The 23,885-nt window shown below is 68.5% G+C and carries 19 protein-coding genes; 9 read left to right on the forward strand and 10 right to left on the reverse strand.

The genetic code is table 11. From position 1 onward, the window contains the following. Positions 1–21 precede the first annotated feature (21 nt). The 6 genes from K344_RS0108405 (at position 22) to K344_RS0108430 (ending at position 7,198) form a co-directional block, all read left to right on the forward strand. Positions 22–1,245, forward strand: a complete 1,224-nt coding sequence (locus tag K344_RS0108405) for a TadA family conjugal transfer-associated ATPase (RefSeq protein ID WP_028080294.1) — start codon at positions 22–24, stop codon at positions 1,243–1,245. Beyond that, complete coding sequence (locus K344_RS0108410) at positions 1,245–2,171, forward strand: type II secretion system F family protein (RefSeq protein ID WP_028080295.1); 927 nt, start codon at positions 1,245–1,247, stop codon at positions 2,169–2,171. The genes K344_RS0108405 and K344_RS0108410 overlap by 1 nt, the downstream gene beginning before the upstream one ends. Beyond that, a complete protein-coding gene (locus tag K344_RS0108415; protein WP_028080296.1) occupies positions 2,172–3,110 on the forward strand; it encodes a type II secretion system F family protein in 939 nt (312 codons plus the stop codon). Further along, positions 3,097–3,798: a tetratricopeptide repeat protein gene (locus K344_RS20860; RefSeq protein ID WP_157622839.1), complete on the forward strand. Its 702-nt coding sequence runs from the start codon at positions 3,097–3,099 to the stop codon at positions 3,796–3,798. Before K344_RS0108415 ends, K344_RS20860 begins: the two co-directional genes overlap by 14 nt. After that, on the forward strand, positions 3,795–4,082 hold the full coding sequence (locus K344_RS0108425) for a DUF3613 domain-containing protein (protein ID WP_028080297.1): 288 nt from the start codon (positions 3,795–3,797) through the stop codon (positions 4,080–4,082). Before K344_RS20860 ends, K344_RS0108425 begins: the two co-directional genes overlap by 4 nt. A 71-nt stretch (positions 4,083–4,153) precedes the next feature. Continuing rightward, positions 4,154–7,198 (forward strand): sensor domain-containing protein, encoded by a 3,045-nt coding sequence (locus K344_RS0108430; protein ID WP_028080298.1) that lies wholly within the window; start codon positions 4,154–4,156, stop codon positions 7,196–7,198. Positions 7,199–7,225: 27 nt separating this feature from the next. On the opposite strand, the gene K344_RS0108435 is transcribed toward K344_RS0108430, so the two are convergent. From K344_RS0108435 to K344_RS0108455, 5 genes are all read right to left on the reverse strand, one after another. Next, positions 7,226–7,654 carry a universal stress protein gene (locus K344_RS0108435; protein ID WP_028080299.1) on the reverse strand — a complete coding sequence of 143 codons (429 nt, stop codon included), beginning with the start codon at positions 7,652–7,654 and terminating at the stop codon, positions 7,226–7,228. A 74-nt stretch (positions 7,655–7,728) separates the two neighbouring features. Continuing rightward, entirely contained in the window at positions 7,729–8,520 is a 792-nt protein-coding gene (gene rsmA, locus K344_RS0108440) for a 16S rRNA (adenine(1518)-N(6)/adenine(1519)-N(6))-dimethyltransferase RsmA (protein WP_245586157.1), read from the reverse strand. A 73-nt stretch (positions 8,521–8,593) separates the two neighbouring features. Next, a complete protein-coding gene (pdxA, locus tag K344_RS0108445) occupies positions 8,594–9,625 on the reverse strand; it encodes a 4-hydroxythreonine-4-phosphate dehydrogenase PdxA (protein ID WP_028080301.1) in 1,032 nt (343 codons plus the stop codon). A gap of 36 nt (positions 9,626–9,661) precedes the next feature. After that, entirely contained in the window at positions 9,662–11,011 is a 1,350-nt protein-coding gene (locus tag K344_RS0108450; protein WP_028080302.1) for a peptidylprolyl isomerase, read from the reverse strand. Positions 11,012–11,111: 100 nt separating this feature from the next. Continuing rightward, positions 11,112–13,334, reverse strand: a complete 2,223-nt coding sequence (locus K344_RS0108455; protein ID WP_245586158.1) for an LPS-assembly protein LptD — start codon at positions 13,332–13,334, stop codon at positions 11,112–11,114. A gap of 202 nt (positions 13,335–13,536) precedes the next feature. Here K344_RS0108455 and K344_RS0108460 point away from each other — a divergent pair, with 202 nt between their 5' ends. The 3 genes from K344_RS0108460 to pmbA are packed head-to-tail and all read left to right on the forward strand — an operon-like array spanning position 13,537 to position 16,587. Then, the gene (locus K344_RS0108460) at positions 13,537–14,478 is read left to right on the forward strand and encodes an aminoglycoside phosphotransferase family protein (RefSeq protein ID WP_245586164.1); all 942 of its coding nucleotides are present in this window, start codon (positions 13,537–13,539) and stop codon (positions 14,476–14,478) included. Between the two features lie 4 nt (positions 14,479–14,482). Continuing rightward, a complete protein-coding gene (murU, locus tag K344_RS0108465) occupies positions 14,483–15,205 on the forward strand; it encodes an N-acetylmuramate alpha-1-phosphate uridylyltransferase MurU (RefSeq protein ID WP_028080305.1) in 723 nt (240 codons plus the stop codon). A gap of 2 nt (positions 15,206–15,207) precedes the next feature. Further along, positions 15,208–16,587: a metalloprotease PmbA gene (gene pmbA, locus K344_RS0108470; protein WP_211234505.1), complete on the forward strand. Its 1,380-nt coding sequence runs from the start codon at positions 15,208–15,210 to the stop codon at positions 16,585–16,587. Positions 16,588–16,689: 102 nt separating this feature from the next. Here the strand turns inward: pmbA and K344_RS0108475 are convergent, their stop codons facing one another. The 5 genes from K344_RS0108475 to K344_RS0108495 all read right to left on the reverse strand — a co-directional run bounded on the left by K344_RS0108475 (position 16,690) and on the right by K344_RS0108495 (position 23,746). Beyond that, positions 16,690–17,496, reverse strand: coding sequence for a UDP-2,3-diacylglucosamine diphosphatase (locus tag K344_RS0108475; RefSeq protein WP_028080307.1), 807 nt, complete (start codon positions 17,494–17,496; stop codon positions 16,690–16,692). A gap of 188 nt (positions 17,497–17,684) precedes the next feature. Continuing rightward, positions 17,685–18,539: a UDP-2,3-diacylglucosamine diphosphatase gene (locus K344_RS20865; RefSeq protein ID WP_043114112.1), complete on the reverse strand. Its 855-nt coding sequence runs from the start codon at positions 18,537–18,539 to the stop codon at positions 17,685–17,687. 118 nt (positions 18,540–18,657) lie between these two features. After that, positions 18,658–19,482 carry a hypothetical protein gene (locus K344_RS0108485; RefSeq protein WP_028080308.1) on the reverse strand — a complete coding sequence of 275 codons (825 nt, stop codon included), beginning with the start codon at positions 19,480–19,482 and terminating at the stop codon, positions 18,658–18,660. A gap of 15 nt (positions 19,483–19,497) precedes the next feature. Beyond that, entirely contained in the window at positions 19,498–20,502 is a 1,005-nt protein-coding gene (locus tag K344_RS20870; protein WP_051362039.1) for an OmpA family protein, read from the reverse strand. A 667-nt stretch (positions 20,503–21,169) separates the two neighbouring features. Next, positions 21,170–23,746 carry a DUF1302 domain-containing protein gene (locus K344_RS0108495; protein ID WP_028080309.1) on the reverse strand — a complete coding sequence of 859 codons (2,577 nt, stop codon included), beginning with the start codon at positions 23,744–23,746 and terminating at the stop codon, positions 21,170–21,172. Between the last annotated feature and the right edge of the window lie 139 nt (positions 23,747–23,885).

The raw sequence follows: 23,885 nt of genomic DNA on the forward strand, positions 1-23,885 counted from the left end.
GGCCAATCGGACCGCACGAACGTGAGCACGACCGCCGACGCCCAGATCGCGCGTTTCCGGCAGTCCGATCAATACCTGCAGCTGAAGAACAGCTTCCACCGGCATCTGATCCAGCAGATCGACGAGCGCGATCTCGACATCGACCGCTGGAGCATCGAGCAGATCGACCGCTTCGTGCTCGAGCAGATCCGCCGCTACGTCGTCGATCAGCGCCTGCCGATCAACCAGCGCGAATCCGAGGCGCTGGCGCGCGACGCCAAGGACGAGCTGATGGGCTACGGCCCGATCCAGAACCTGATCGACGACGACGGCGTCAACGACATCGTCGTCAACGGGCCGAATCGCGTCTTCGTCGAGCGCGCCGGCCGTCTGTACAGCGTGCCGGTGCGTTTCTTCAACGACGCGCACGTCATCCGCGTGATCCAGCGCATCCTGGCGCCGATCGGCCGCCGCGTCGATGAATCGACGCCGATGGTCGATGCGCGCCTGCCGGACGGCTCGCGCGTCAACGCCATCATTCCGCCGATCGCGCTCGACGGCCCCTGCCTGTCGATCCGCAAGTTCCGCAAGACGCCGCTGTCGGCCGACGATCTGCTGCGCTTCGGCACCATCAGCCCGGCGGAGCTCGACTACCTGAAGCAGAGCGTCATCGCGCGCACCAACCTGATCGTGGTCGGCGGCACCGGCTCCGGCAAGACCACCTTCCTCAATCTGCTCTCGCAGTGGATTCCGCAGGACGAACGCATCGTCACCGTCGAGGACGCCGCCGAGCTGCGCTTCGAGCACGGCCACGTCGTGCGCCTGGAGACGCGCCCGCCGAACCTCGAGGGCGAGCGCGCGGTGACGGCGCGCGACCTGGTGCGCAATGCCTTGCGCATGCGACCGGACCGCATCGTCGTCGGCGAGGTGCGCGGTGACGAGGTGCTGGACATGCTGCAGGCAATGAACACCGGCCACGACGGTTCGATGACGACGCTGCACGCCAACTCGACGCGCGAGGCCATCGCCCGGCTGGAACTGCTCGCCGGCTTCGCCGGCTATCGCGGCAGCGAGGTGACGTTCCGCAGCCAGATCGCCGCGGCGATCCAGCTGATGGTGCACGTCAGCCGCCTGAAGAGCGGCGAGCGCCGCGTCATGTCGATCACCGAAATCGTCGGCCTGTCCGGCAGCGAGCTGCTGATGCGCGACGTCTTTCTCTACGACGCCGAGCGCGGCGAACACCTGGATCTGCGGGGGAACCCTTGATGAGCCTTGCGATCGTGCTGCTGTTGGCCGTGCTGCTGCTCGCCGGCGCGGCCTTCCTGGTCGTGCGCGCCGGCGAGCGCGAGCAGCAGGAGGACGTGGGTCTGCGCATGCGCGTGCTCGGCGGCCACGACGAGAGCGTCGCCGCGCTGTCGCTGGACGAGGCGCAGGCCGTGCACAATCCGGCGCTGCGCTGGATCTGTCACCTCGTCTGGCGCACCGGCGTCGACATGCAGCCGTCGACCGTGCTGCGCATCCTGATCGGCGTGGCGCTGTTCGTGCCGCTGGCGCTGCTGGTGTTCGGTGCGCTCGCCGGCCTGGCGCTGATCGTGCTCGCGCTGGTGGTCGGCTGGCTGCTGCTCACGCAGAAGGCCGTGCGTCGCCGCGCGAAGATCGTCGGCCAGCTGCCGCCCTTCCTCGAGAGCACGATCCGTGTGCTGGCCGCCGGCAACACGCTGGACGAAGCCCTGGCGTCGGCGGCGCGCGAGGCGCCGGAGCCGATCAAGCCGCTGTTCATCAGCATCAGCCGGCGCGTGCGCCTCGGCGCACCGCTGGAAGCGGTGCTGATGGACGCCGGCGAGATCCATCAGCTGCGCGATCTGAAGATCATGGCGCTGGCGGCGTCGATCAACCGCAAGTTCGGCGGCTCGATGCGCAATGTCCTGCGCAGCCTGATCGACGGCATCCGCATGCGCGAGAACGCCGCGCGCGAGTTGCGCGCGCTGACCGCCGAAACGCGCTTTTCGGCGATGGTGCTCGCCATCATCCCGATCGCCATCATGTTCTTCATGGTCTGGCGCAATCCGGCCTATTACGCGCAGATGTGGGCCGATTCGAGCGGCCGCATGCTGCTGGCGGGCACCATCGGCCTGCAGGTCGCCGGCATGGTCATCATCTGGCGCATGATGAAATCGACGGAGGACGGCTGAATGAGCCCGAACGCTTTTGCCGGCATCGTCGCCGCGGCGATCGTCGTCTTCATCCTCGCCATCGCCACCCTGGTCTGGCTGCTGCTGCGCACGCGCGAAGAGGGCGTGCTGCGGCGGCGCATCGATCCGCAGGGCGGCAAGCCGGCGCACGATTTCGCCGCCTCCGGCACGACGCCGATCGTCGCGAGCATGGTGCGCGGCGGCAAGGCGCTGGAGCGCATGGTCGACACGCAGGGCGAGAGCAACCTGCTCATGCTGCAGGCCGGCTGGCGGTCCGCGCAGGCGCGTCTGTTCTGGTACGTGTTCCAGGGCGCCCTGCCGGTGGTTCTGTTCGGCCTCGTGCTCGCCTTCTGGACTTTCAGCCAGTCGCCGCGACGGATGCTGCTCGGCCTGCTGCTCGTGGTCGTCGCCGCGATCCTCAGCTTCCTCGCGCCGCGCTGGGTGCTGCGGGCCGCCGCCGAGCGGCGGCGCAAGGCCATCCAGCACGAGGTTCCGCTGTTCATCCATCTGCTGGTGCTGCTGTTCGAATCCGGCCTGTCGACGCGGCAGGCGCTGTCGAGCATCGTCCGCGAAAGCGGCGGCGTGCTGCCGGAGCTGGGCCTGGAATTCGATATCGCGCTGCGCCAGATCGAGGCCGGCGCCGACATCGGCGAAACGCTGAAGAACGTCGGCGACCTGCTCGCCGTCGAGGATCTGACGACCGTGCTCGGCGTGCTGCGGCAGGTCGAGCGCTACGGCGGGGAACTGCGCGAACCCTTGCTCGAGACGCTCAGCGTGATCGAGGAGCGCCGCGGCTATGAAATCCGCGAGAGAGTCAATCTGCTGTCCGGCCGCATGACGGTGGTCATGGTGCTGTTCTTCTTTCCGGCGCTGCTGATCTTCATCGCCGGTCCCGCCTTCATGGGCATCATCAAGGCGCTCAGCAATGTCGCGCACTAAGAGCGCTGCGGCGGTCGTGCCCTGCGCCGCGGTTCTCGCACTGGCGAGCCTGCTGGCGGGTTGCGCCGGCATGGGCGCCAGGGACAACGAGCCGCAGGCGGCGGACGAATCGACCGACAAGTCGATGCATCTCGACCTGATCCGCAAGATGCTCGACCAGCAGCAGTATTACGCCGCGCTGGCGCACATCCAGCAGCAGCAGCGCGCGACCGGCAACAGCGACGATCTGCGCTATCTCGAAGCCGAGGCGCGCCGCGAACTGGGGCAGGACGCCGCGGCCGAGAACCTGTATCGCGGTCTTCTCGCCGGCAAGCTGGCGGGCAAGGCCTACCACGGTCTTGGCCTGCTCTATGCCTCGCACAATCTGACGACCTCGGTCGACTATCTGCGCGAAGCGGCGCGCCGCAGTCCGACCGACGCGAAGATCCGCAACGATCTCGGCTATGCGCTGCTGCAGGCGCGACGCTACCGCGAAGCCCTGCCGGAACTGTCGACGGCGGTAGAACTCGATCCCGCCAGCGACCGGCCGCGCAACAATCTGCTGCTGCTGCTGATGGTGATGCGCGACGAGGCCGGCGTGCAGCGAGTGATCAACGAGGCCGGCGTTCCGGCCGAGACGGTGGCGCGCCTGCGCAGCGATGCGCAGGCCATGCAGGCCCGCACGGCGGGCACAGGAGTGAAGAAATGAAGAAGTCCATGCTGATCGGTGCCATGCTGCTGGCGGCCGCGCCGGCCTACGCCGGCGAGACGCAGGCCGCGCCGCTGCCGCGCCTCGGCGCCGACACCCAGGCCTGGCTCGCGCTGCAGACCGATCCGGCGGCGCAGGCCGCCGACGTGCGTCCGGTGCCGGGCGAGGTCGCCGAGCGGGTGTATCAGCGCTATGTCGACAGTTTCAAGTTCCCGATCCCCGAGCATTTCCAGCGCGACAGCTTCGTGCAGGGCGGCGGTAGCGGTGGCGGCGGCAGCCGTTGAGCCGCGCGCGTCCTCGTCCCGCGGTGCGCGCGCCGCGTTGAGCCATGCGCGGGCGTGACGCGCGGAACGCAATGCCGCGGCGTCAGGCGGCGATCGCGCTGCTGCTGCTGTTCGCGCTGCTGCTGATCCTGCTCGGCGGCTCCAGCGCCGCCTACGCGGCGCGCCTGCAGGCGCGCGCGGCAATGGCGATCGCCGACGCCGAGATTCCCCGTCTGCTCGCCGTCGACCTGGCGCATGCCACGCCCGCACCGCGCCTGCGGCAGAGCGTGCGCGCGCTGGTCGCCGCCGGCGCTCCGGCGGCGCGGCAGCTCGGCCTGCGGCGGCTGGCGGTTCGCGACGCCGACGGCCTGCTGCTCGCGCGCAGCGGCCGCTACGACGACCTGCAGCTGAGCGGGCCGCTCGGGCGGCTCGTCGAAGACGCGCTGTATCGCCTCAGTGCCGCGCGCGGCGCGGTGCTCATTCGCGACGCCGACGGCCGCATGCTCGGCAGCGCCGAGTTCGATCTCGACGCCGGTGCCGCCGCGGCGATCCACGACGAGGCGCTGGCGCGCCTGCGCGCGACCGGCTATGCGCTGCTCCTGCTCGCCGCCCTGCTGCTGCCGGTCTGGTGGTGGCTGCTGCGGCGCCAGGCGCGCAGTCCGGACTGGATGCTGCGGGCCGACCCGCAGGCGGCCAACGCGCCGCGCGCGATGGTCGACGCGGTGACGGCGGCCGAGCTGTTCCGCGAACGCGCCGGCACCGTGATGGATTCGATGAACTACGGCCTCGTCACCGCCGACCGCGACGGCCGCATCCGCTACCTCAACACGACCGCCGAGCGCCTGACCGGCTGGAGCAACGCGGCCGGCCGCGGCCGCATGGTCTACTCGGTGTTCCACCTCGTCGACGCGCGCGATGCGCCGCTGCAGAGCGCGCTGGAACTGGCGCTGCAGCAGAACGGCGATGTGCCGGCGCAACACGCCTGGCTGCGTTCGCGCGACGGTACGCGGCGTCCGGTCGAGCTGATGGCCTGCCTGATCCGCAGCCGCGACAACGGCATCGGCGGCGTGGCGATGATCTGCCGCGACGCGACGCGGCAGACCGCCGAACTCGATCATCTGCGTCGCGAGGCGCGTCTGTCGCAGGCCGTCGTCGACCATCTCGAGGAAGGCGTGCTGATGACCGATCCGTCCGGCGTCGTGCGCTTCGCCAATGCGCGCGCCGAGCAGATGTTCGCCTACGCGCGCGACGAGCTGCAGGGTTTCACGGTGACCAAGCTGATGCCGGTGCCCTTCCTCAACACGCCGAGCGTCCGCCTCGCCGACTACATCGCCGGTGCCGGCGCACGGCACACGGCGACGCTGCCGAAGGTGGTCGGCTGGCGCAAGGACGCGACCACCTTCCCGGTCGAACTCTGGGTGCAGCCGCTGCAGGTCGACCAGTCGGCCGGCCTCGTGGTGATCGTGCGCGACATCAGCGAGCGCCTGCGCGGCGAGAACCTGGCGAGCCGCCTCGGACGACTGCTCGATGCGGCGGTCGAGGAGGTCTACATCTTCGACGCGCAGACCCTGGCGCTGCTCGAAGTCAACCGCGGCGCGCGGCGCAACCTCGGCTATCGCGCCGAAGCACTGCTGCGCATGACGCCGCTCGACATCAGCGAGGAACTCGAGGAGGGCGTGTTCCGGCACTATCTGCTGCAGCTGCGCGGCGGCGAGCAGGAGCACGTCGTCTACCGCTGCCGGCACCGGCGCGCCGACGGCAGCAGCTATCCGGTCGAAGTGCGCCTCAACTTCTCGCGCGACGAGGAGCCGCCGGTGTTCATGGCGATCGCCGTCGACATCAGCGACCGCGTCGAGGTCGAGCAGCGCCTGCAGCAGCTGGCGCATTACGACGCCCTGACCGGCCTGCCGAACCGCGTCATGCTGCAGGACCGTTTGCGGCAGGCCTGGCTCGCCGCCCGGCAGCGCGGCGCGCGCCTGCTCGGCGTGCTGTTCCTCGATCTCGACCGCTTCAAGGACATCAACGACCGTCACGGCCACGAGGTCGGCGACCTGGTCCTGAAGGCGACCGCCGACCGTCTGCGCGCCGCCCTGCGCGAGTCGGATACCGTGGCGCGGCTGGCCGGCGACGAGTTCGTCATCATCGCGCCGGGCCTGCGCTCGGCCGAGGACGCCGCGCAGCTCGCGCAGAAGCTGCTCGATCGCTTCGCGCATCCGCTCGACATCCCGGGCCACCGCATCGTCACGCGGCTGAGCATCGGCGTGACGCTGTATCCGCTCGACGAATCCGATGCCGACGGCCTGCTGCGCCACGCCGATACGGCGATGTACGAGGCCAAGCAGGCCGGGCGCGGCTGCTATCGCCTGTTCACGACCGAGATCGACGATGACCGCCGGCGCCGGCTCGATCTCGAACGCGAAATCCACGCCGCCGTCGCGCTCAACCAGCTGCATCTGCTGATGACGCCGGTGCTCGATGTCGACGGCGGCGCGGTCAAGGCCATCCTCGCGAGCCTGTACTGGCAGCATCCGCGCTTCGGCCGCATCGAGCACGACGAGCTGCTGCGCGCCGCCGCGCGCGCCGGCCTGATCGGCGATCTCGAGCTGTGGCAGATCACGCACGCCTGCGAACACCATCTGAGCGCGCAGCGCCGCGGCCTGCCGGCGCTGCCGTTCATCATCGACGTGTCGGGCTGGCAGCTGCGCGGCGGCGAGTTTGCGCGCCACGTCGCCGAGCTGATGCAGCGTTACGAGGTGCCGCCGGACCGGCTGATCCTGGCCTTGAACCCGGACGGCCTGCTCGACGCCGCCGAGCTGCATCCGCGCGCGCAGCAGTTGCTGGAGACGGGCGTGCGCCTGGCGCTGCGCGATTTCAATCTGCCCCTGCCGGATGCCGCGCAGCCGCCGATCCATCTTCTGCTCGCCTCGGCCGCGTTCAGCGACGCCGCGCAGATCGGCGCCGCGGTCGACGCCGCGCAGCAGCGCCGGCTGCCGCTGGTGGCAACGCAGATCGCGGCCTCGCAGCGCGCGCTCTGGCGGAGCGCCGGCTGCCGCTGGTTCGGCGACGGCGATCCCGGCCCGCTCGACGCCGAGCAGGCGATCAGCTGGATCGCCGGCCGCGACGTGCAGCCGCTCTAGAAGGATCGCCGGTCCGGCGGCGCGGTCTCAGACGTGCAGCGCCAGCACGTCGCACTTGGCGCGCGTGACGACGCTCTCCTCGGTGTGGCTGAACCAGGCGGCGAGGCCCTGGCGCGGATGGTGGCCGAGCACGATCAGGTCGATCTGCATGGCCTCGGCGATCTGCTGGATCTGCGGGCTCACCGGGCCGGTCGCGGTGTGCAGATCCTGCGCCGCGATGCCGAACTCGGCGCACAGCGCTTCGAGCTGCTTGCGCGCCTGCTGTTCGAGCTGCTGGGTCAGATCGATCGGCGCCGTCATCAGCAGCTCGCCGCTCTCGATCGGAATGTACTCGACGACATGCAGGACCGACAGCTTCGCCTCGAACAGGCGCGCCAGCGTCTGCGCGCGCGCGAGCACCGTGCGGCCGGACGGGTCGAGCGCCACCGCGGCGAGGACATGATGATAGGGACTCATGTGCGGCTCCTGCGGAAGGGACGGAAGTGCCGCCAGTATCGCGCGCGCCGGCCGGCCGTCAACCGCAGGCCGCGTCAGCGCCCGCCGTGCAGCAGATTGGCGAGCGCGGCGAAGTCGCGCGCGTGCAGGCGCTCGGCACGCAGGCCCGGATCGAGGCCGGCGGCGCGGATCGTCTGCGCATCGGCGAGGCTCTTCAGCGCATTGGACAGCGTCTTGCGGCGCTGCGCGAAGGCCAGCATGACGACGCGATCGAACATCGCCATGTCGTCGATCGCATAGTCGGGCGTGCGCGGCTTGAGGCGCACGATCGCCGAGTCGACTTTCGGCGGCGGCCGGAAGGCGCCCGGCCCGACGTTGAACAGATGCGCGACTTCGCAGCGCGCGGCGAGCGCGACCGACAGCCGGCCGTAGTCGTCCTCGCCCGGGCCCGCGCACATGCGCTCGACGACTTCCTTCTGCAGCATGAAGTGCATGTCGGCGATGGCGTCGGCCTGCTCGAGCAGGTGGAAGAGGATCGGTGTCGAGATGTTGTAGGGCAGGTTGCCGACCAGGCGCAGGCGCCGGCCCGGCGTCGCCAACTGCCGATAGTCGACGCTCAGCGCGTCGGCCTGGGTGATGTGCAGGGCCGGCGAGTGGCCGGCCGCCTCGAGCAGATGCGGGATGACGTCGCGATCGATCTCGATGACACGCAGCGTGCCGCCGTCCGCGGCGAGCTTCTCCAGCAGCGGCACGGTCAGCGCGCCGAGACCGGGGCCGATCTCGACCAGCGCGTCGCCCGGCTGCGGATGGATCGCACGCAGGATGCGCGCGATCACCTGCGGGTCGTGCAGGAAATTCTGGCCGAAGCGGCGCTTCGGCTCAGGCAAATGACCATGAACGGCCATTTGCCGCGAAGCGCGCCCGGCCCTGGATGGCCGGGCCGGGCCCTGCGGGGGAAATTTAGGCCCCGCCATGGACGGCGCCTCCGCGCTCGCCAGCGCTCGTGGAAGCCAGCTCGATGGCGAGCCGCAAGGCCGCGCGCAGGCTGCCGGCGTCGGCGCGGCCGCTGCCGGCGAGATCGAGCGCGGTTCCGTGATCGACCGAGGTGCGCAGGATCGGCAGGCCGAGCGTGATGTTGACGGCATCAAAGAAGCCGGCGTGCTTGAGCACCGGCAGGCCCTGGTCGTGGTACATGGCCAGCACCGCATCGGCGTCGGCCAGATGCGTCGGCGTGAACAGGGTATCCGCCGGCAGCGGGCCGCGCGCGTCGATGCCTGCGCGCCGCGCCGCGTCGAGCGCCGGCGCGATGATCTCGATCTCCTCGCGGCCGAGATGCCCCGACTCGCCGGCGTGCGGATTGAGGCCGCAGACCAGGATGCGCGGCGCGGCGATGCCAAAGCGGGCGCGCAGGTCGTGGTCGAGGATGCGCAGCGTCGCCAGCACGCGCTCGTGCGTGATCGCATCGGCGACCGCGCGCAGCGGCAGATGCGTGGTCAGCAGGGCGACGCGCAGCGGCGGCGCGGCGCCGGTCGCGAGCATCATGACCGGCAATGGCGCCGCGCAGTATTCGGCGAGGAATTCGGTGTGGCCGCTGAACGGCACGCCGCTGTCGGCGATCACGCTCTTCTGCACCGGCCCGGTGACCAGCGCGCCGGCCTGTCCGGCGAGGCAGGCGTCGGCGGCGCAGCGCAGCGTCTCCAGCACATAGGCGGCATTGCGCGGATCGAGCCGGCCGGGCGCCGCCGGCGCCGCCAGCGGCACCGGCAGTACCGCGAGCGCGCCGGCCGGCTGCGCCTGCGGCGCCTTGCCGAGATCGGCGCTGTGCAGCGCGAGCGGCAGGCCCAGCTGCGCGGCGCGCGCACGCAGCAGCTGCGGATCGGCGACGGCGACGATCTCGGCCGGCCAGGCCTGCTGGGCAATGACGCAGGCGAGGTCGGGGCCGATGCCGGCCGGTTCGCCGGGCGTGAGGACGATGCGCGGCAGGTGGCTCATCGCCGCAGCCCGGAAAGCGACGACGGCGCGGCCGGCTTACTGCAGCTGCTTGGCGGCGTCGGCATCCGAGGGCAGGCGGTATTCGATGTACGCCTCGTTGCGCAGGCGGCGCAGCCAGACGTCGTATTCCTCGGCGGCCTTGCGCGTGCCGATGGTGGTACGTGCGCGGGCGCGCTTCTGGTCCTCGGTCACGTCGCGCTCGCGGCGTTCGAGCAGCTGCGCGATGTGCCAGCCGAACTGGGTGCGGAACGGTTCGGAAATCTCTTTCGGCTGCAGGGCGTCGAGCCGCGTCTGGAATTCCGGCACGAACACGCCCGGCGGCTGGAAGCCGAGATCGCCGCCGCTGTTCCTGGAACCCGGATCGTCGGAGAACTCCTTGGCCAGCTTGGCGAAGTCCTCGCCGCCCTTGAGGCGCGTGTAGAGATCATGCGCCAGGGCGCGCGACTGCTCGTCGTCGCGGATCGCGTTGGTCTGGATCAGGATGTGCCGCGCGTGCGTTTCGGTGACGGTCTTGCGCTCGGTATCGGCGCCGCGCACGTCGCTGAGCTTGATCAGGTGGTAGCCGCTGCCGGTCTCGAAGATGTCGCTGGTCTCGCCCTTCTTCAGCTTGCCGGCGATGCTGGCGAACACGCCCGGCAGATCGCCGGCCTTGCGCCAGTCGAGATCGCCGCCCTGCAGGGCCTGCTGGCCGTTGGAGTTGGCGATGGCCAGCTGCGCGAAGTCCTCGCCGGCGCGGATGCGCTTGAGCAGGTCTGCGGCCTTGGCGCGCGCCTGGTCGCGCACCTGCTGGCTGGCGCCGTCGGGGACGGCGATCAGGATGTGCGAGAGGCGGTATTCCTTGTCGGCGGCGGCGCCTTCGGTGGCGAGAAAGGCGTCGACGTCCTGGTCGGTGACCTGCACGCGGCTGTCGACTTCCTTGTTGCGCAGGCGCTGGATCGTCACCTCGTCGCGGATCTGTTCGCGCAGGGTCAGGTAGTCCATGCCCTCGCTGCGCACCGCGTCGGCGAAGGCCGACAGGCTCATGCCGTTCTGCTTGGCGATGTTGCCGAGCACTTCGTTGAGTTCACGGTCGTCGATGCGCACGCCGGCCTGCTGGGCGCGCTGCGTCTGCACGCGCGTGAGGATCAGCTGCTCGAGCACCTGGGCGCGCAGGATCTCCTCGGGCGGCGCGGCGATGCCGCGCTTGGCGATCTGCGTGCGGGCATTTTCCATCGCCCGGTCGATCTCGCTTTCCAGGATCACGCCGTCGTTGACGACGACGACGATGCGGTCGAGCGCCTCCGGCGCGGCGATCGCCACCCGGGCCAGCCCCAGGCCGGCGCCCAGCGCGAGGAAGAAGGACGGCAGCAGACGCAGGACGGTACGCAGGGAGGAACGCAACGGCATGACGGGACCGGTGGACGTGAAGGGAGAACGGAAAAGGCGCCCGGGGGCGTGCGAAAAGGCGATTATCACCCAGCCGCGTCCCGGCGACGACCCGGGCGCCTCAGTAGACATCATCATCGACCCGAAGGTTCGGGAAACCGGAGCCGATCTGGCCGAGGCCCTTGAGTTCGAGCTGGGCGTAGATGCCGGTATTGAAGGTGCCCCGCGAGTCGGAGATGTAGCGGCGGGCGGCGAGGTCGATCGCCCAGCAGCAGGTGTCGTAGCGCAGGCCGACGTAGGTGTCGAGCGTTTCGCTGTCGCGGATCGAGTAGCGCCAGCGTGCGGCGGCGCTGATCGCCTTGTAGACCGGCGTCATCAGGATCAGGTCGGTCTGTTCGAGCAGATCGCGGCGGTAGCGATACGAGGCTTCGAGCAGGCGGTGATGATCGTCGCGGTAGCGCAGCGCGAAGCCGGTGCGGGTGAATTCCGATTCGGCCGGCGACCACTGCGTCATCAGCCGTGCGCCCCAGTCCTGCGACAGGTTGTATTCGAATTCGCCGATGAAGTCGGTGGCGCCCTGCCGGGGCGCTTCCTCGTCCGGCAGCGTCACGCGCGGGGTCTCGAAGCGGTACAGCTGGCCGATCGCCATCGAGGCCTTGACCGCGCCGCTCTCGGGATCGATCTGGCGGCCGGTCAGCGCCAGGGTCAGTTCGTTGGCGTCGGAGATGCGATCGAGGCCGGAGAAGCGGTTGCGCGCGAACAGCTGGGTGAAGTCGAAGTCCGGCTCGCCGGCGTCGAACACCGGCAGATCGTCCTGGTTGCGGTACGGCACATAGAGATAGAAGAGGCGCGGTTCGAGCAGCTGCGGCGTGCCGTCGGCGAGCAGGCGCTCGAAGCGCAGGCCGTATTCCGCGCTGAACATGGGCAGCGCGCGATCCGGCGAGTTCGACTGGCCGGTCGCGGTGTTGGTCAGCTCGTAGCCGGTGTAGCGATAGTCGAGCTGCGCCTTGCTGAACCACGAGATCGTGTCGCGCTCCAGCCGCAGATACGGATCGATGTCGAAGCGCTGGCCTTCGACCGAATCGGCGCGCGCGAAATTGCTGTACTCGCCGCTGATGCCGGCGCGCGTGTAGAGGAAGCCGTTGCGCGTCTGCGCGTTGGCGAGGATCTGCGGCAGCCGGCGGTAGGGCTGCTCGATCGAGGTGATGTTGCTGTCGATCTTCTGGTAGTCCTGCACCAGCCCCTGGATCGAATACGAACCGGGCGACTGATAGGTCAGGCGCGCGCTGCGGTCGAGGAAGGAGATCGACGACAGGTCGATGTGATTGCCGCCGAGGTCTTCGAAGTAGGCCGGATCACTGACGTTGGCGTAGTTGATGTCGAGCGCGAGGCGATCGCTGAGCAGGCCCTGGTGATTGAGATAGACGTAATCGCGCTTCTCGCCGGTGACCTGATCGTTGTCGAGGTACTGGTAGCCGAGATCGCCTTCGGACTGCTCGAACAGGTAGCGGCCGGCCAGGCCCAGCTGCAGGCCGCGCTTCGACATGTAGCGCGGCGTGAACGTCGCGTCGTAGTTCCCGGCGAGGTTGAGGTAGAGCGGCTGACGATAGTCCAGGCCGGTCTTGTCGGTGTCGGCGATGACCGGATACAGCAGGCCGCTGCGGCGGCGATCGTCGATCGGAAACTGCAGCCAGGGCGAATAGAAGATCGGCACGCCGAGGAAGCGCAGCCGCGCATTGGTCGCGGTGCCAAGGCCGGCGTCGTAGTCGAGCTTGATCTGGCTCGCCTCGAGATACCAGCTGTCGTCGCCGGGTGCGCAGCTGGTGTAGCTGGCCTGGCGCAGCGCCGCGGTCTTGTCGCCGTTGACCTGCAGCTCCTTGGCCTGGCCGCGCGCCACGCGCGTCATCAGGGTGAACGAGTTGTCGCTGAACAGGCCGGTCTGATCGTCGAGATCGAACTGCGCGCGCTGCGAATCGATGACGAAATCCTTGCTGCGATACAGCGACTCGTTGTTGATGATGATGCGCTTCTCGACATCGTCGTAGTCGAGCTGGTCGGCGCTGATTTCCTTGTCGGCCTGCCGCACCTTCACCGAGCCGAGCATCTTCGACAGGCCGTCCTGCTGCAGGTCCACCTTGTCGGCGGTGAGGCGAATCTTGTCGTCGTTGGCGATGTCGAGCGGCGGCAGCGTGTCGGTGATCTGCGCGCAGGTCGACACCGCCTCCTCGTGGCGCTCGCTGGTGTAGTTGGACCGGGTCGGCAGCAGGCTCTGCGCCCGGGCGGCACCGACGGCCAGGAGGCTGATGCCGAGCACGGCGGAGAGCTGGCGGCGAAGACGGAGCAAGGCGGGTCGTTATGGGTGTGGAACGCGCAGTATATCGGCGGGCAGGGACGATCAGGACAGCGACGCCGATGCCGGCGGCCCGCGTCGTCGATGCGCGGGCGCCGTTCGGTTAAGCTGCGTGCGCCCGCTGATCATCTTTTGACCGTTCTTGAATCCGACCACCGAACCCGATGCCCGCGCCGCCGCTGCGCGCGACTGGGCGCTGCAGCAACTCGCGCTCGACGAAGCGCGCTTCGCGCCGGCCTCCGCCGACGCCAGTTTCCGCCGCTACTTCCGCGTCGAGGCCGGCCAGCGCAGCTGGGTCGTGATGGACGCGCCGCCCGAGCGCGAGGATTGCCGGCCGTTCATCCGCGTCGCGCAACTGCTCGACGAGGCCGGCCTGCACGGTCCGCGCGTGCTCGCGCAGGATCTCGCGCGGGGCTTCCTGCTGCTCGCCGACCTCGGCCGGCAGACCTATCTGCACCGCATCCAGGCCGGCGGCGCCGACGCCGAAGCGTTGATGAGCGACGCGATCGACGCCCTGATCCGCTGGCAGCTGGCGAGCCGCCCCGGCGTGCTGCCGCCATACGACGCGGCGCTCCTGCAGCGCGAACTCGCGCTGTTCCCGGACTGGTACGTGGCGCGCCATCTGCAGACGAGCCTGAGCGCGACGCAGGCCGAGCGCCTCGCCGGCATCGAGCGCCTGCTCGTCGCTTCGGCGCTGGCGCAGCCGCGCGTCTACGTGCATCGCGACTACATGCCGCGCAACCTGATGGTGTCGACGCCCAACCCCGGCATTGTCGATTTCCAGGACGCCGTCGAAGGGCCGCTGGCCTACGACGTCGTCTCGCTGTTCAAGGACGCCTTCCTCAGCTGGCCGGCGGACCAGGTCGAGCGCTGGCGCGCGCTGTACGTGCAGCGCGCGCGCAAGGCCGGCCTGCCGCTCGCCGACGATGGTGAATTCGCACGCCAGTTCGACTGGATGGGCGTGCAGCGTCACCTCAAGGTCATCGGCATCTTCGCACGCATCAACTATCGCGACGGCAAGCCGCACTATCTCGCCGACGTGCCGCGCTTCATCGGCTACGTGCGCGAAGTCGCACAGCGCTACCGCGAGCTGACGCCGCTGCTGCAGCTGTTCGACCAGCTCGGCATGGTGGCCTGAGCAGGTGAAGGCCTTCATCCTCGCCGCCGGCCGCGGCGACCGCATGCGGCCGCTGACCGACCATACGCCGAAGCCCCTGCTCGAGGTCGGTGGCAGGCCGCTGATCGAGCACCATCTGCAGCGCCTGCGCGCGGCCGGCGTCGACGAGATCGTCATCAATCTCGGCTGGCTCGGCGCACAGATCCGCGAGCGGCTCGGCGATGGCCGCGCTCATGGCGTGCGCATCGAGTATTCGCACGAGGGCTGGCCGGCGCTGGAAACCGGCGGCGCCCTGCGCCGCGCGCTGCCGCGGCTCGGCACGGCGCCGTTCCTGCTGGTCAACGGCGACGTCTACAGCGACCACGATCCGGCGCGCCTCGTGGCGTGCGCGCGGCACTGGCCCGCGACGCGTCGCGCGCATCTGGTGCTGGTGCCCAACCCCGACCATCATCCGCGCGGCGATTTCACGCTGGCCGACGGCCGCATCGTCGAGCCGGCGGGCGAGGCGCGCCTGACCTTCAGCGGCCTGTCGCTCGTCGATCCGCGCCTGCTCGACGGCGCGCCGGCCGGCGGCGCCTTCCCGCTGGCGCCGCTGCTGCGCGCCGCGGCGGCCGAGGGTCGCGTCAGCGGCGAGCGCCACGACGGCCTGTGGTGCGACGTCGGCACGCCGGAGCGCCTGCGCGCGCTCGACGCGCAGCTGTCGGCAGCCTTGCAAGCGGGCCCGCGCGCCCATACCCCATCTTCATGACGATGACCGCTCCCAATCCCGCCCCGCTGTCCTCCTCCGCCGACGCGCTGCCGGGCGCCGAGATCCTGCAATCGCGCCTCGAACTGGCGCTCGCCCGCGCCCGCGCCGGCGGCGCCGTGGCTGCCGAGGCCAATGTCTCGGCGAGTCGCGGCCTCACGGTCAGCGTCCGCCAGAACGAGGTCGAGAGCCTCGAATTCCAGCAGGACCGCGAGCTGGCGCTCACCGTCTACCTCGCCGGCGACGGCGGCCAGCGCAAGGGCCACGCGACGACCGGCGACTGGAGCGACGCCGGCATCGCCCAGGCCGTGGCCGCGGCGCTGGCGATCGCCGACGCGACCGGCGCCGATCCCTGCAACGGTCTTGCCGATGCCGAACTGATGGCGCGCGAGTTTCCCGATCTCGATCTCGACCATCCCTGGGCGATCGATGCCGAAGCCGCCGTCGATCTGGCGCGCGCCTGCGAGGCGGCCGCCTTCGCCAGCGATGCGCGCATCACGGGCAGCGAGGGCGCCGGCGTGTCGAGCCATCGCGGCGTGTCGGCGTACGCCAACACGCACGGCTTCTTCGGCGTGCGCCGCGGTACGCAGCACAGCGTCAGCTGCGCGGTGGTGGCCAGCGCCGGCGACGACATGCAGCGCGACTACTGGTACAGCAATGCGCGCGTGCCGGCCGAGCTGATGACAGCGGAAGCGATCGGCGCCCGCGCCGGCCAGCGCGCCGCCGCGCGTCTCGGCGCGCGCAAGCTGGCGACCCGCCGCGCCCCGGTGCTGCTGCCGCCGGAGCTGGCGCGCGGCTTCTGGAGCCACTTCACCGGCGCCATTTCCGGCGGCTCCCTGTATCGCAAGGCCAGCTTCCTGCTCGACAAACTCGGCCAGGACGTGTTCTCACCGCAGGTGACCCTGCGCCAGGCGCCGCTGCTGCCGCGCGGCATGGCGAGCGCCAGCTACGATCACGAAGGCGTCGCCACGCGCGAGCGCACGCTGGTCGCGAAGGGCCGTCTCGAAGGCTGGCTGCTGTCGAGCTACTCGGCGCGCAAGCTCGGCCTGCAGAGCACCGGCAACGCCGGCGGCGTGTTCAACCTGATCGCCGAGCCGGGCGCGCTCGATGTCGCCGGCCTGCTGCGCGAGATGGGCGAAGGCCTGCTCGTCACCGAGCTGCTCGGCCATGGCGCCAATCTGGTCAATGGCGATTACTCGCGCGGCGCGGCGGGTTTCTGGGTCGAGAACGGCGCGATCGCCTATCCGGTCGACGAGCTGACCGTCGCCGGCAATCTCGCCGAGATGTTCAAGCACGTCGTCGCCGTCGGCCGCGACGTCGATCCGCAGGCCGGCATCCGCACCGGCTCGGTGCTGATCGACGGCATGACGATCGCCGGGCACTGAGCGAAAACATGAAGAGCTCCAACCATGGATTTCACAGTTTGCACAGAAGAAGACGGAGCTTTGCTTTTCAATCCGTGGGATCCGTGAAATCCGTGGTTTGCTTCATGGCTTCTGCGCCGCGCGCTGCGGCGGCTTGAGCGGTGTGACCTTGGCCGAATTCTCGGCGCCTTCGTGCAGCTCCGCCCAGCGCAGGATCTCGATGCGGCCGTTCATGTCCTCGGCCAGCGCCGTGCAGCTTTCGACCCAGTCGCCGCAGTTGTAGTACTGCACGCCGTGGATGCGGCGGATCTCGGCGTGATGGATGTGGCCGCAAATCACGCCGTCGAGCTGGCGGCGGCGGCAGTCGCGCGCCACGGCGTCCTCGAAGGCCGAAACGAAGTTCACCGCGCGCTTGACCTGGTGCTTGGCATAGGCCGACAGCGACCAGTGCGGCTTGTCGAAGCGCGCGCGCACGCGGTTGATGACGACGTTGGCGCGCAGCAGCGTCTGATAGGCGGCGTCGCCGGCGATGGCGATGCGCCGGAAGTAGCGCGTGATCATGTCGAAGGCGTCGCCGTGCAGCACCAGCAGGCGGCGGCCGTCAGCCGTGTGATGAATGGCTTCGTTGGCGATGCTGATGTTGCCGAAGTGCATCGCGTGGTCGACGTAGCGGCGCAGGAATTCGTCGTGGTTGCCGGTGATGTAGTGCACCGCCGTGCCGGCCTCGGCCTTGCTCAGGATCTCGCGCACGACGTTGGCGTGTGCCTGCGGCCAGTACCAGCTTTGATGCAGCTTCCAGCCGTCGATGATGTCGCCGACCAGATACAGCCGCTCGCAGTCATGGCGGCGCAGGAAATCGGCGAGCAGTTCGGCCTGGCAGCCGGGACGTCCGAGGTGGACGTCGGAAATCCACAGTGTGCGATAGCGCATGGTGCCTCCGGGCGCGGTGGGGGAAGCCGCGTCTGTCGTATTTCAGCAAGTTTCTTGCCACGCGGCCAGGGCGCAGTGGCGATGGAGACAATCCTGCGCCCGGCGATGTGAACTCGGTCACGGCACGAGCGTGCGCCGCCCACGAAAAAGGCCGCCGCGACGCGCGCGGCGGCCTCGCGACGAGGGCTTCAGGCTGCGGTGCGGGCGCGCGGCAGCGGCGTGACCTTGCCGCCGGCCTGGTTGAGGTGATCGAGCTCGATCCAGCGCAGGACGTGGATGCGGCCGTTGAAGTCCTCGGCGAGCGCCGTGCAGCTTTCGACCCAGTCGCCGCAGTTGTAGTAGCTGACGCCGTCGATGTCGCGCGCTTCCGCGTGGTGGATGTGGCCGCAGACCACGCCGTCGAGTTCACGGCGGCGGCATTCGTGGGCCAGCGATTCCTCGAAGGTCGAGACGATGTTGACGGCGGTCTTCACGTGCTGCTTGGCGAAGGCCGACAGTGACCAGTAGCGCATGCCGAGCGCCGAGCGTGCGCGGTTGAACCAGTAGTTGAAGCGCATCGTGCCTTCGTACAGCGTGTCGCCGGCCAGCGCGATCCACTTGTGGTAGCGCGTGATGACGTCGAACAGGTCGCCGTGCATGACCAGCAGCTTGCGGCCGTCGGCGGTCGTGTGCACGTGTTCGTTGACGAGGCGGATGTTGCCGATCTCCAGCTCGTAGCCGACGAACTTGCGCAGGAACTCGTCGTGATTGCCGGTGACGTAATAGACCTTGGTACCGCGCTTGGCCTTGGTCAGCACCTTGCGCAGGACGTTGGTGTGCTCCTGCGGCCAGTACCAGCTCGAACGCAGCTTCCAGCCGTCGATGATATCGCCGACCATGTACAGCGTCTCGCAGCTGTTGTGCTTGAGGAAGTCGGCGAGATGTTCCGCCTTGCAGCCCGGCGTGCCGAGATGCACATCGGAGATCCAGATCGTCCGGTAGCGGTTCTTGCCGTCGTCGGCCGGCTTGCGGGAGCGGGTCTTGGGCTTGGCTGCGTCTTTCATGGCGCTTCCTACTCTTGCAGCCGGCGATGATCGGCCGGTGACATGGCCATGAAGCTTTGGTGACGGACACAAAAAAGGCGCAGCCTCGCGGCTGCGCCCACGAACAACGGGACCTCGATCAGTTGCTGGCCGGCGGTGTGACAAACTTGCCGCCCGTGCACATCTCGTGCACGCGCATCGCGTTGCCGACATCGGCGGCGACCAGCGAGGCGCCGATGCTGACGACGGCCGAGTCGAACTTCTTGTGTGCCTTGAGGCCGATGTAGCCCGCCTCGTCGCCGGCCAGGTTGAGGCCCAGGAGCTGCAGCTGGACCTCGTTCGCCGACACCGTTTCCTGCCGCGTGTCGCCCAGGTACGTGTCGACGGTGACCGTGCGCGTCAGGCCGAGATTGAGCACCGCCGCGGGGAAGGTCACGCCGAAGACGGCGTAGTTGCCCGCCGGGACCGCGGACGGGAACAGCACCGCCTCGCCGACGGAGTCGATCAGGTGCAGCGGGCCCACGCCGAGCAGATCGACCGGCAGCGTGAAGGTCGCGAACGTGCTCAGCCGGCCGTCGACGACGTTATCCGGTTCCGTCACGCTGTTGGTCAGCGTGGTGACCGGGCCGCCGCCCAGCATTTCGAGCAGGCTGCTCAGCGGGCCGCCGACGAGGCCGTTGGCGACGACCTCCGTGGTGACGTCACCGAAGGCGCGGGCGCCCGTCGTGCAGACGAAGTTCTTGCCCGTTTCGACCGGCGTGTCGGCGGTGCCGTCGCCGTCGGTGTCTTCCTGCACGTTGGTCGGCGTCGAGCCGTCATTGCTGAGCGGTGGCGTGGTGTTGCCGCCGTCGCTGATGATGCTGCCGCTTTCCGTGCCATTGCCATCGGCCTGGCAGCCGGCCAGGCCGAGGAGCGTCGCGGCCACGACCGCGATCAACGTCTTGTCGAGAATTTGCGAGTTCATGCTGGTATTCCGTGATTAGTTCAGGATGCGAAGCTCGACGCGGCGATTGCGCTCGCGACCTTCGTCGGTCTTGTTGTCGGCGATCGGCTGCGATTCGCCGTAGCCCTTGGCGGTCAGCTGCGATTCGGGCACGCCGTGCGCGATGAAGTATTCCTTCACCGACTGCGCGCGGCCTTCCGAGAGCTTCTGGTTGTAGCTGTCGCTGCCAATGCTGTCGGTGTGACCGGCGATCTCGACCTGCATGTCCGGATACTTCTTCAGCACGCCGGTGGCCCAGTCGAGGATGGTCTGCGCGTCAGGCCGCAGGCGAGTCTTGTTGAACTCGAAGGTCACACCCTTGAGATTGATGACCTTGTCGAACGGGCAGCCGTCGCCGTCGACGCGCGAGCCGGCCGGCGTGTCCGGGCACTTGTCCTTGTCGTCGACGATGCCGTCGCCGTCACTGTCGGTCAGGCCGGTCGGCACTTCGACCACCTTGGTCGTCTCGGTCGCCGCCGCCACTTCGACCGCCTTCTCCTTGAACAGCGGAATCTCGATGCCGAGGGCGTAGCGGATGTCGCCGTACTTGTCGGCGAAGAAGTCGTAGACGTAGCGCACGTCGCCGCGCAGGCGCAGGTTGCCGACCTTGGTGAACGGGCCGGTGACGAAGCCGACACCGCCGTTCACGAAGCCGCTGAAGCCGTCGTCCTGCGCGCCGTTCGGATAGATGTCGTTGTACGTGCCACCGCCGCCGACGAGAATGAACGGCGTGAAGTGCTTGCGGTCGCCGAAGGCGTAGAACAGATCGACGCCGAGACCGTAATTGTAGTAGTCGGTGCGCAGCGCATCGCCGGTCTCGAAGGTCTGGTACCAGCCGTGCACTTCGTAGCCCCAGCGCTTGTCGCTCTGCCAGCCATAGAGCAGGTCGATGCCGACGCCGCGGTCGATGTCGGCGCCGAATTCGTTGCGATCCTTGTCCGGATCGGTGTACAGACCCATGATGCCGAGGTAGCTGGACGACACCAGTTCGGTGCTTTGCATGGTGCTCGACGACGAGGACGAGGTCGATTCACTGGTCGTGGCAGCTGCTTCGCTGCTCTCCGCAGGCGCTGCGCTGTCGGTCGGCGCCGCCGTATCCACAGGGGCCGCGGTTTCGGCCGGCGCTGCCGCCTCAGCCGGCGCTGCGCTGTCGGGCGGCGCTGTCGCCTCAGCCGGCGCGGCGGTGTCTGCCGGCTCCGTGCTTGCCGGATCCTGTGCATACGATGTCGCGGCGGCCATCAGCGCAGCCGCCCCCAAAAAGCCAAATGCAGTCTTCATGAGAACTCCAATGTTCCAAAGGGGGGGCAATCCCCGATAGCCGGCACAACTTCATTGTTCGCGGTGAACCCGGTCCGGCGCATGACCTCACCTACAGCGTTCCTGACTCCCCGGATCGATGACTCGCCCCGGTTCGGATTGCGGCAGTGCCCTGCGTACCGCCCCGGGCATGACTGCGCGTGTGTCGTATTTGGGCAAAAAACATTGCGCTTTTGCCTATCTACGCCCGATGGCGGCGAATCTAATGAAAATCGGGCCTTGTTGATGTAGGAAGATGCTGACACCGCGCTGCGGAAATTGGAGACTGGAGCGTCGCGCAATAAATTGGTGCACAAAGAAAAGCCGCCGGACGTGGCCGGCGGCTCTTGTACGACCGCGTCAGCGCGCTTGACTAGAACTGCACGCGGAAGAAGGCCTGGGCGAAGTCGCGGTCACGCAGCAGATTGGTTTCGCCGCCGCCGAAGTACCAGGTGTAACCCAGCGTCAGGGACAGGAAATCCTTGTAGCGCGTCTCGAAGTTCGCCGCCATCGACTTGCGGCCGGCGACGAAGTTCTCGGCCGGACCGGGCGAGGTGCCGGTGACGTCGTGCGACCACACGAGGAAGGGCTGCACGCTGATCGCCGGGAGCACGCTCTCGTACTTGATGATGCTGATCAGGCGATAGCCCCAGGAGAACTTGTCGACGAAGTTGTCGAGATTGGCCTGATGCGGATTGAAGCGCAGGCCGTCGGGACCCGAGTAACAGTTATCGTTCGTCGAGCAGGCCTGGCGCGAGCCGTTGGCGCCGCTGCCGTCGGCGCCGGCCGAAGCGTGCAGCGGCACGCCGGGCGCGTCGATCTGCAGGCGATCCAGGCTCGGCAGGCCCGGGATCCAGGTCGCGCCGAACTCGCCGACCATCTGGATCTGGTCGGCACCGATGAAGTTGTCGGTCGCACCCAGCACGCGCGTGAAGCCCAGGTTGAACTGGAAGACGTCGAACTCCTCGTAGCCGCGAATGTATCCCGGGTTCTTGCGGTTGAGCGGCTGCGACGGAACGTAATGTCCGTTGGCATCGGTCACGCACAGCCCATTGTCGTCGCGCACGCAAGGGGTGCCCGGGTTTTCGCCGACCACGCCGCCGCGGTACGGGATGATGAAGCTGGGGTAGGAGCGTGCCGAACCCGGCAGGTGACCGACCAGCAGGTTGATGGTGTCGGGATTCGCGGGATCGACGTCGCTGCTGCCGTAGAACGTGCGCGTGCCGTCTTCCGCCCAGCCATAGCCGGCCGTGCTGCCCTGGCAACGCGCCTGGCCCGCATTGCCGCAACTGGCGAGCGTCGGTGCCAGCGCCGCGAAGCCGAGGTCGGCGATCGAAACCTGCAGAGGCAGATTTGGACGATAGGCGACTTCGCCTTGCAGCGAGTAGTCGCCGAGCGTCGTGTTGAAGCTGGCGCCGAACAGATGGATGTTCTCCGGATATTCGAAGACGATGCGCGGCTGATCGAGTTCGGCGGAGTCAGACAGCTGCCCGTTCGCGTCGCCACCGAGCAGAAGGCCCTTCAGCGTTTCGAGGCCGGCTTCCGGATTGCTGAGCGCGCCGAGATCACCCAGCACGCCGGGCCGGTTGGCGATCAGCGTCAGCGCGTCGGCGGTGAGCTGCTGGCGGGCGCGGGCGTCGGCAACCGCCGGGATGTTGCCGCAGGCCTGGAAGAAGGTCACTGTGTTGGTGACCCCCGGCGCGTGGCTGCACGAGGTCGGCGCGGCGAAGAAGCTGATGTACGGCAGCTTCGAGTGGTAGTTCATGAAGTAGAAGCCGAACTCGGTGCCGCTGCCGAGGTTCTCGGCGTAGTACTTGAAGGCGAGGCCGAACTGGCCCTGGTCGCTGGCGTCCCAGTCGCGCTCGCGCAGGAGCGTGCCGGTGGTCGGCGTGATCAGCGTCAGCGGATTGTCGAGATAGCCTTTGCGTGAATTGGCGGTGTCGCCGTCGAAGGCGCGATACGGATCGTCCGTGGCGGAACCGAAGCTGAAGTTCACCGTGCGGCCGGCATTGCGCGTGCCGAGGTCATTGGTCGCGAAGTAGCTGCCCGGCGGCGGCGCGTCGAGCGGCTGCCACTCGAACTGGTAGAAGGCCTCGATGGTCGCGTTGGTGAACGGCTCGAAGCTGGCGAAGGCCATGCCGACCGGCGTGAACACTTCCTCGACCTGCATGCCGACGCGATACAGGTTGTTGGCATTGACCGGATTGGCCTGATTGATGCTGTTGATGGCCAGCAGCGTCGACTCGCCCCAGTTCACGGTCTGGCGGCCGATCTTGAAACTGAACTCGTGATCGTCCCAGAACGGGATCGCCGCCTTGCCGTAGACGTTGATGTCGAGCAGCTGGAAGTCGGTGCCGATGTCGCGCAGCGTCTCGCCGTCGTTGCGCTTGCTGCGCACCCTGGCGCCGGGGCCGTAGACGTGCGCGAAATAGCGGTTGGCGATCGGATCGCCGGTGATGCCGACCTGGTCGACATTCCCCGGCGTGATCATGTTCGGATGCGTTTCGGTGAAGTCGTTGTTGACGAAGTCGTAGAAGTACAGCCACTTCGCGAAGAAGCCGTAGTCGCGCCAGTTCAACGACAGGTCCTGGGTGACCTTGGCGACGGCCTGCGTGATGTCGTGCTTGTTGTAGTTGAGGTCGCCGTCGTCGGTGCGCATCTGGTAGGTGCCGCGCATGCGGCCCAGCTGCTCGGCGGGGTAGAACTGATCGCGGAACAGACCCTGGCAGGTCTGGAACTGCCGGCCGCAGCCGTTGGGATCGTTGTCGGCCTTGCCGATCAGATCCTTGGCCTGCGATTCCATGCGCATCGCCGCGCCGAAGCTGGCCGTGGTGTTCAGCGTACCGGTTACGTCCCCATCGAACAGATCGAAACCGATCGCGAAGGCCGGTGCGCTGGCACAGGCCAGCAGGACCGCGGCGCCCCGGACGGTCGTCTTCCATGCGTCCATCGTCTTCTCCCCAAGAGCCAAGACTTGCCAAGATTTAATTGTTATCACGGCGCGGTGGACCGGCACCGTGACGAGTGGGCCGAACCTAGCACGGCGCTCGTACAAAAAAAATGGCCTTCAGCGACAGTGCCCTGTGTCG

Origin of the sequence: Solimonas soli DSM 21787 (assembly GCF_000474945.1) — a bacterium.
Taxonomy (GTDB): domain Bacteria; phylum Pseudomonadota; class Gammaproteobacteria; order Nevskiales; family Nevskiaceae; genus Solimonas; species Solimonas soli.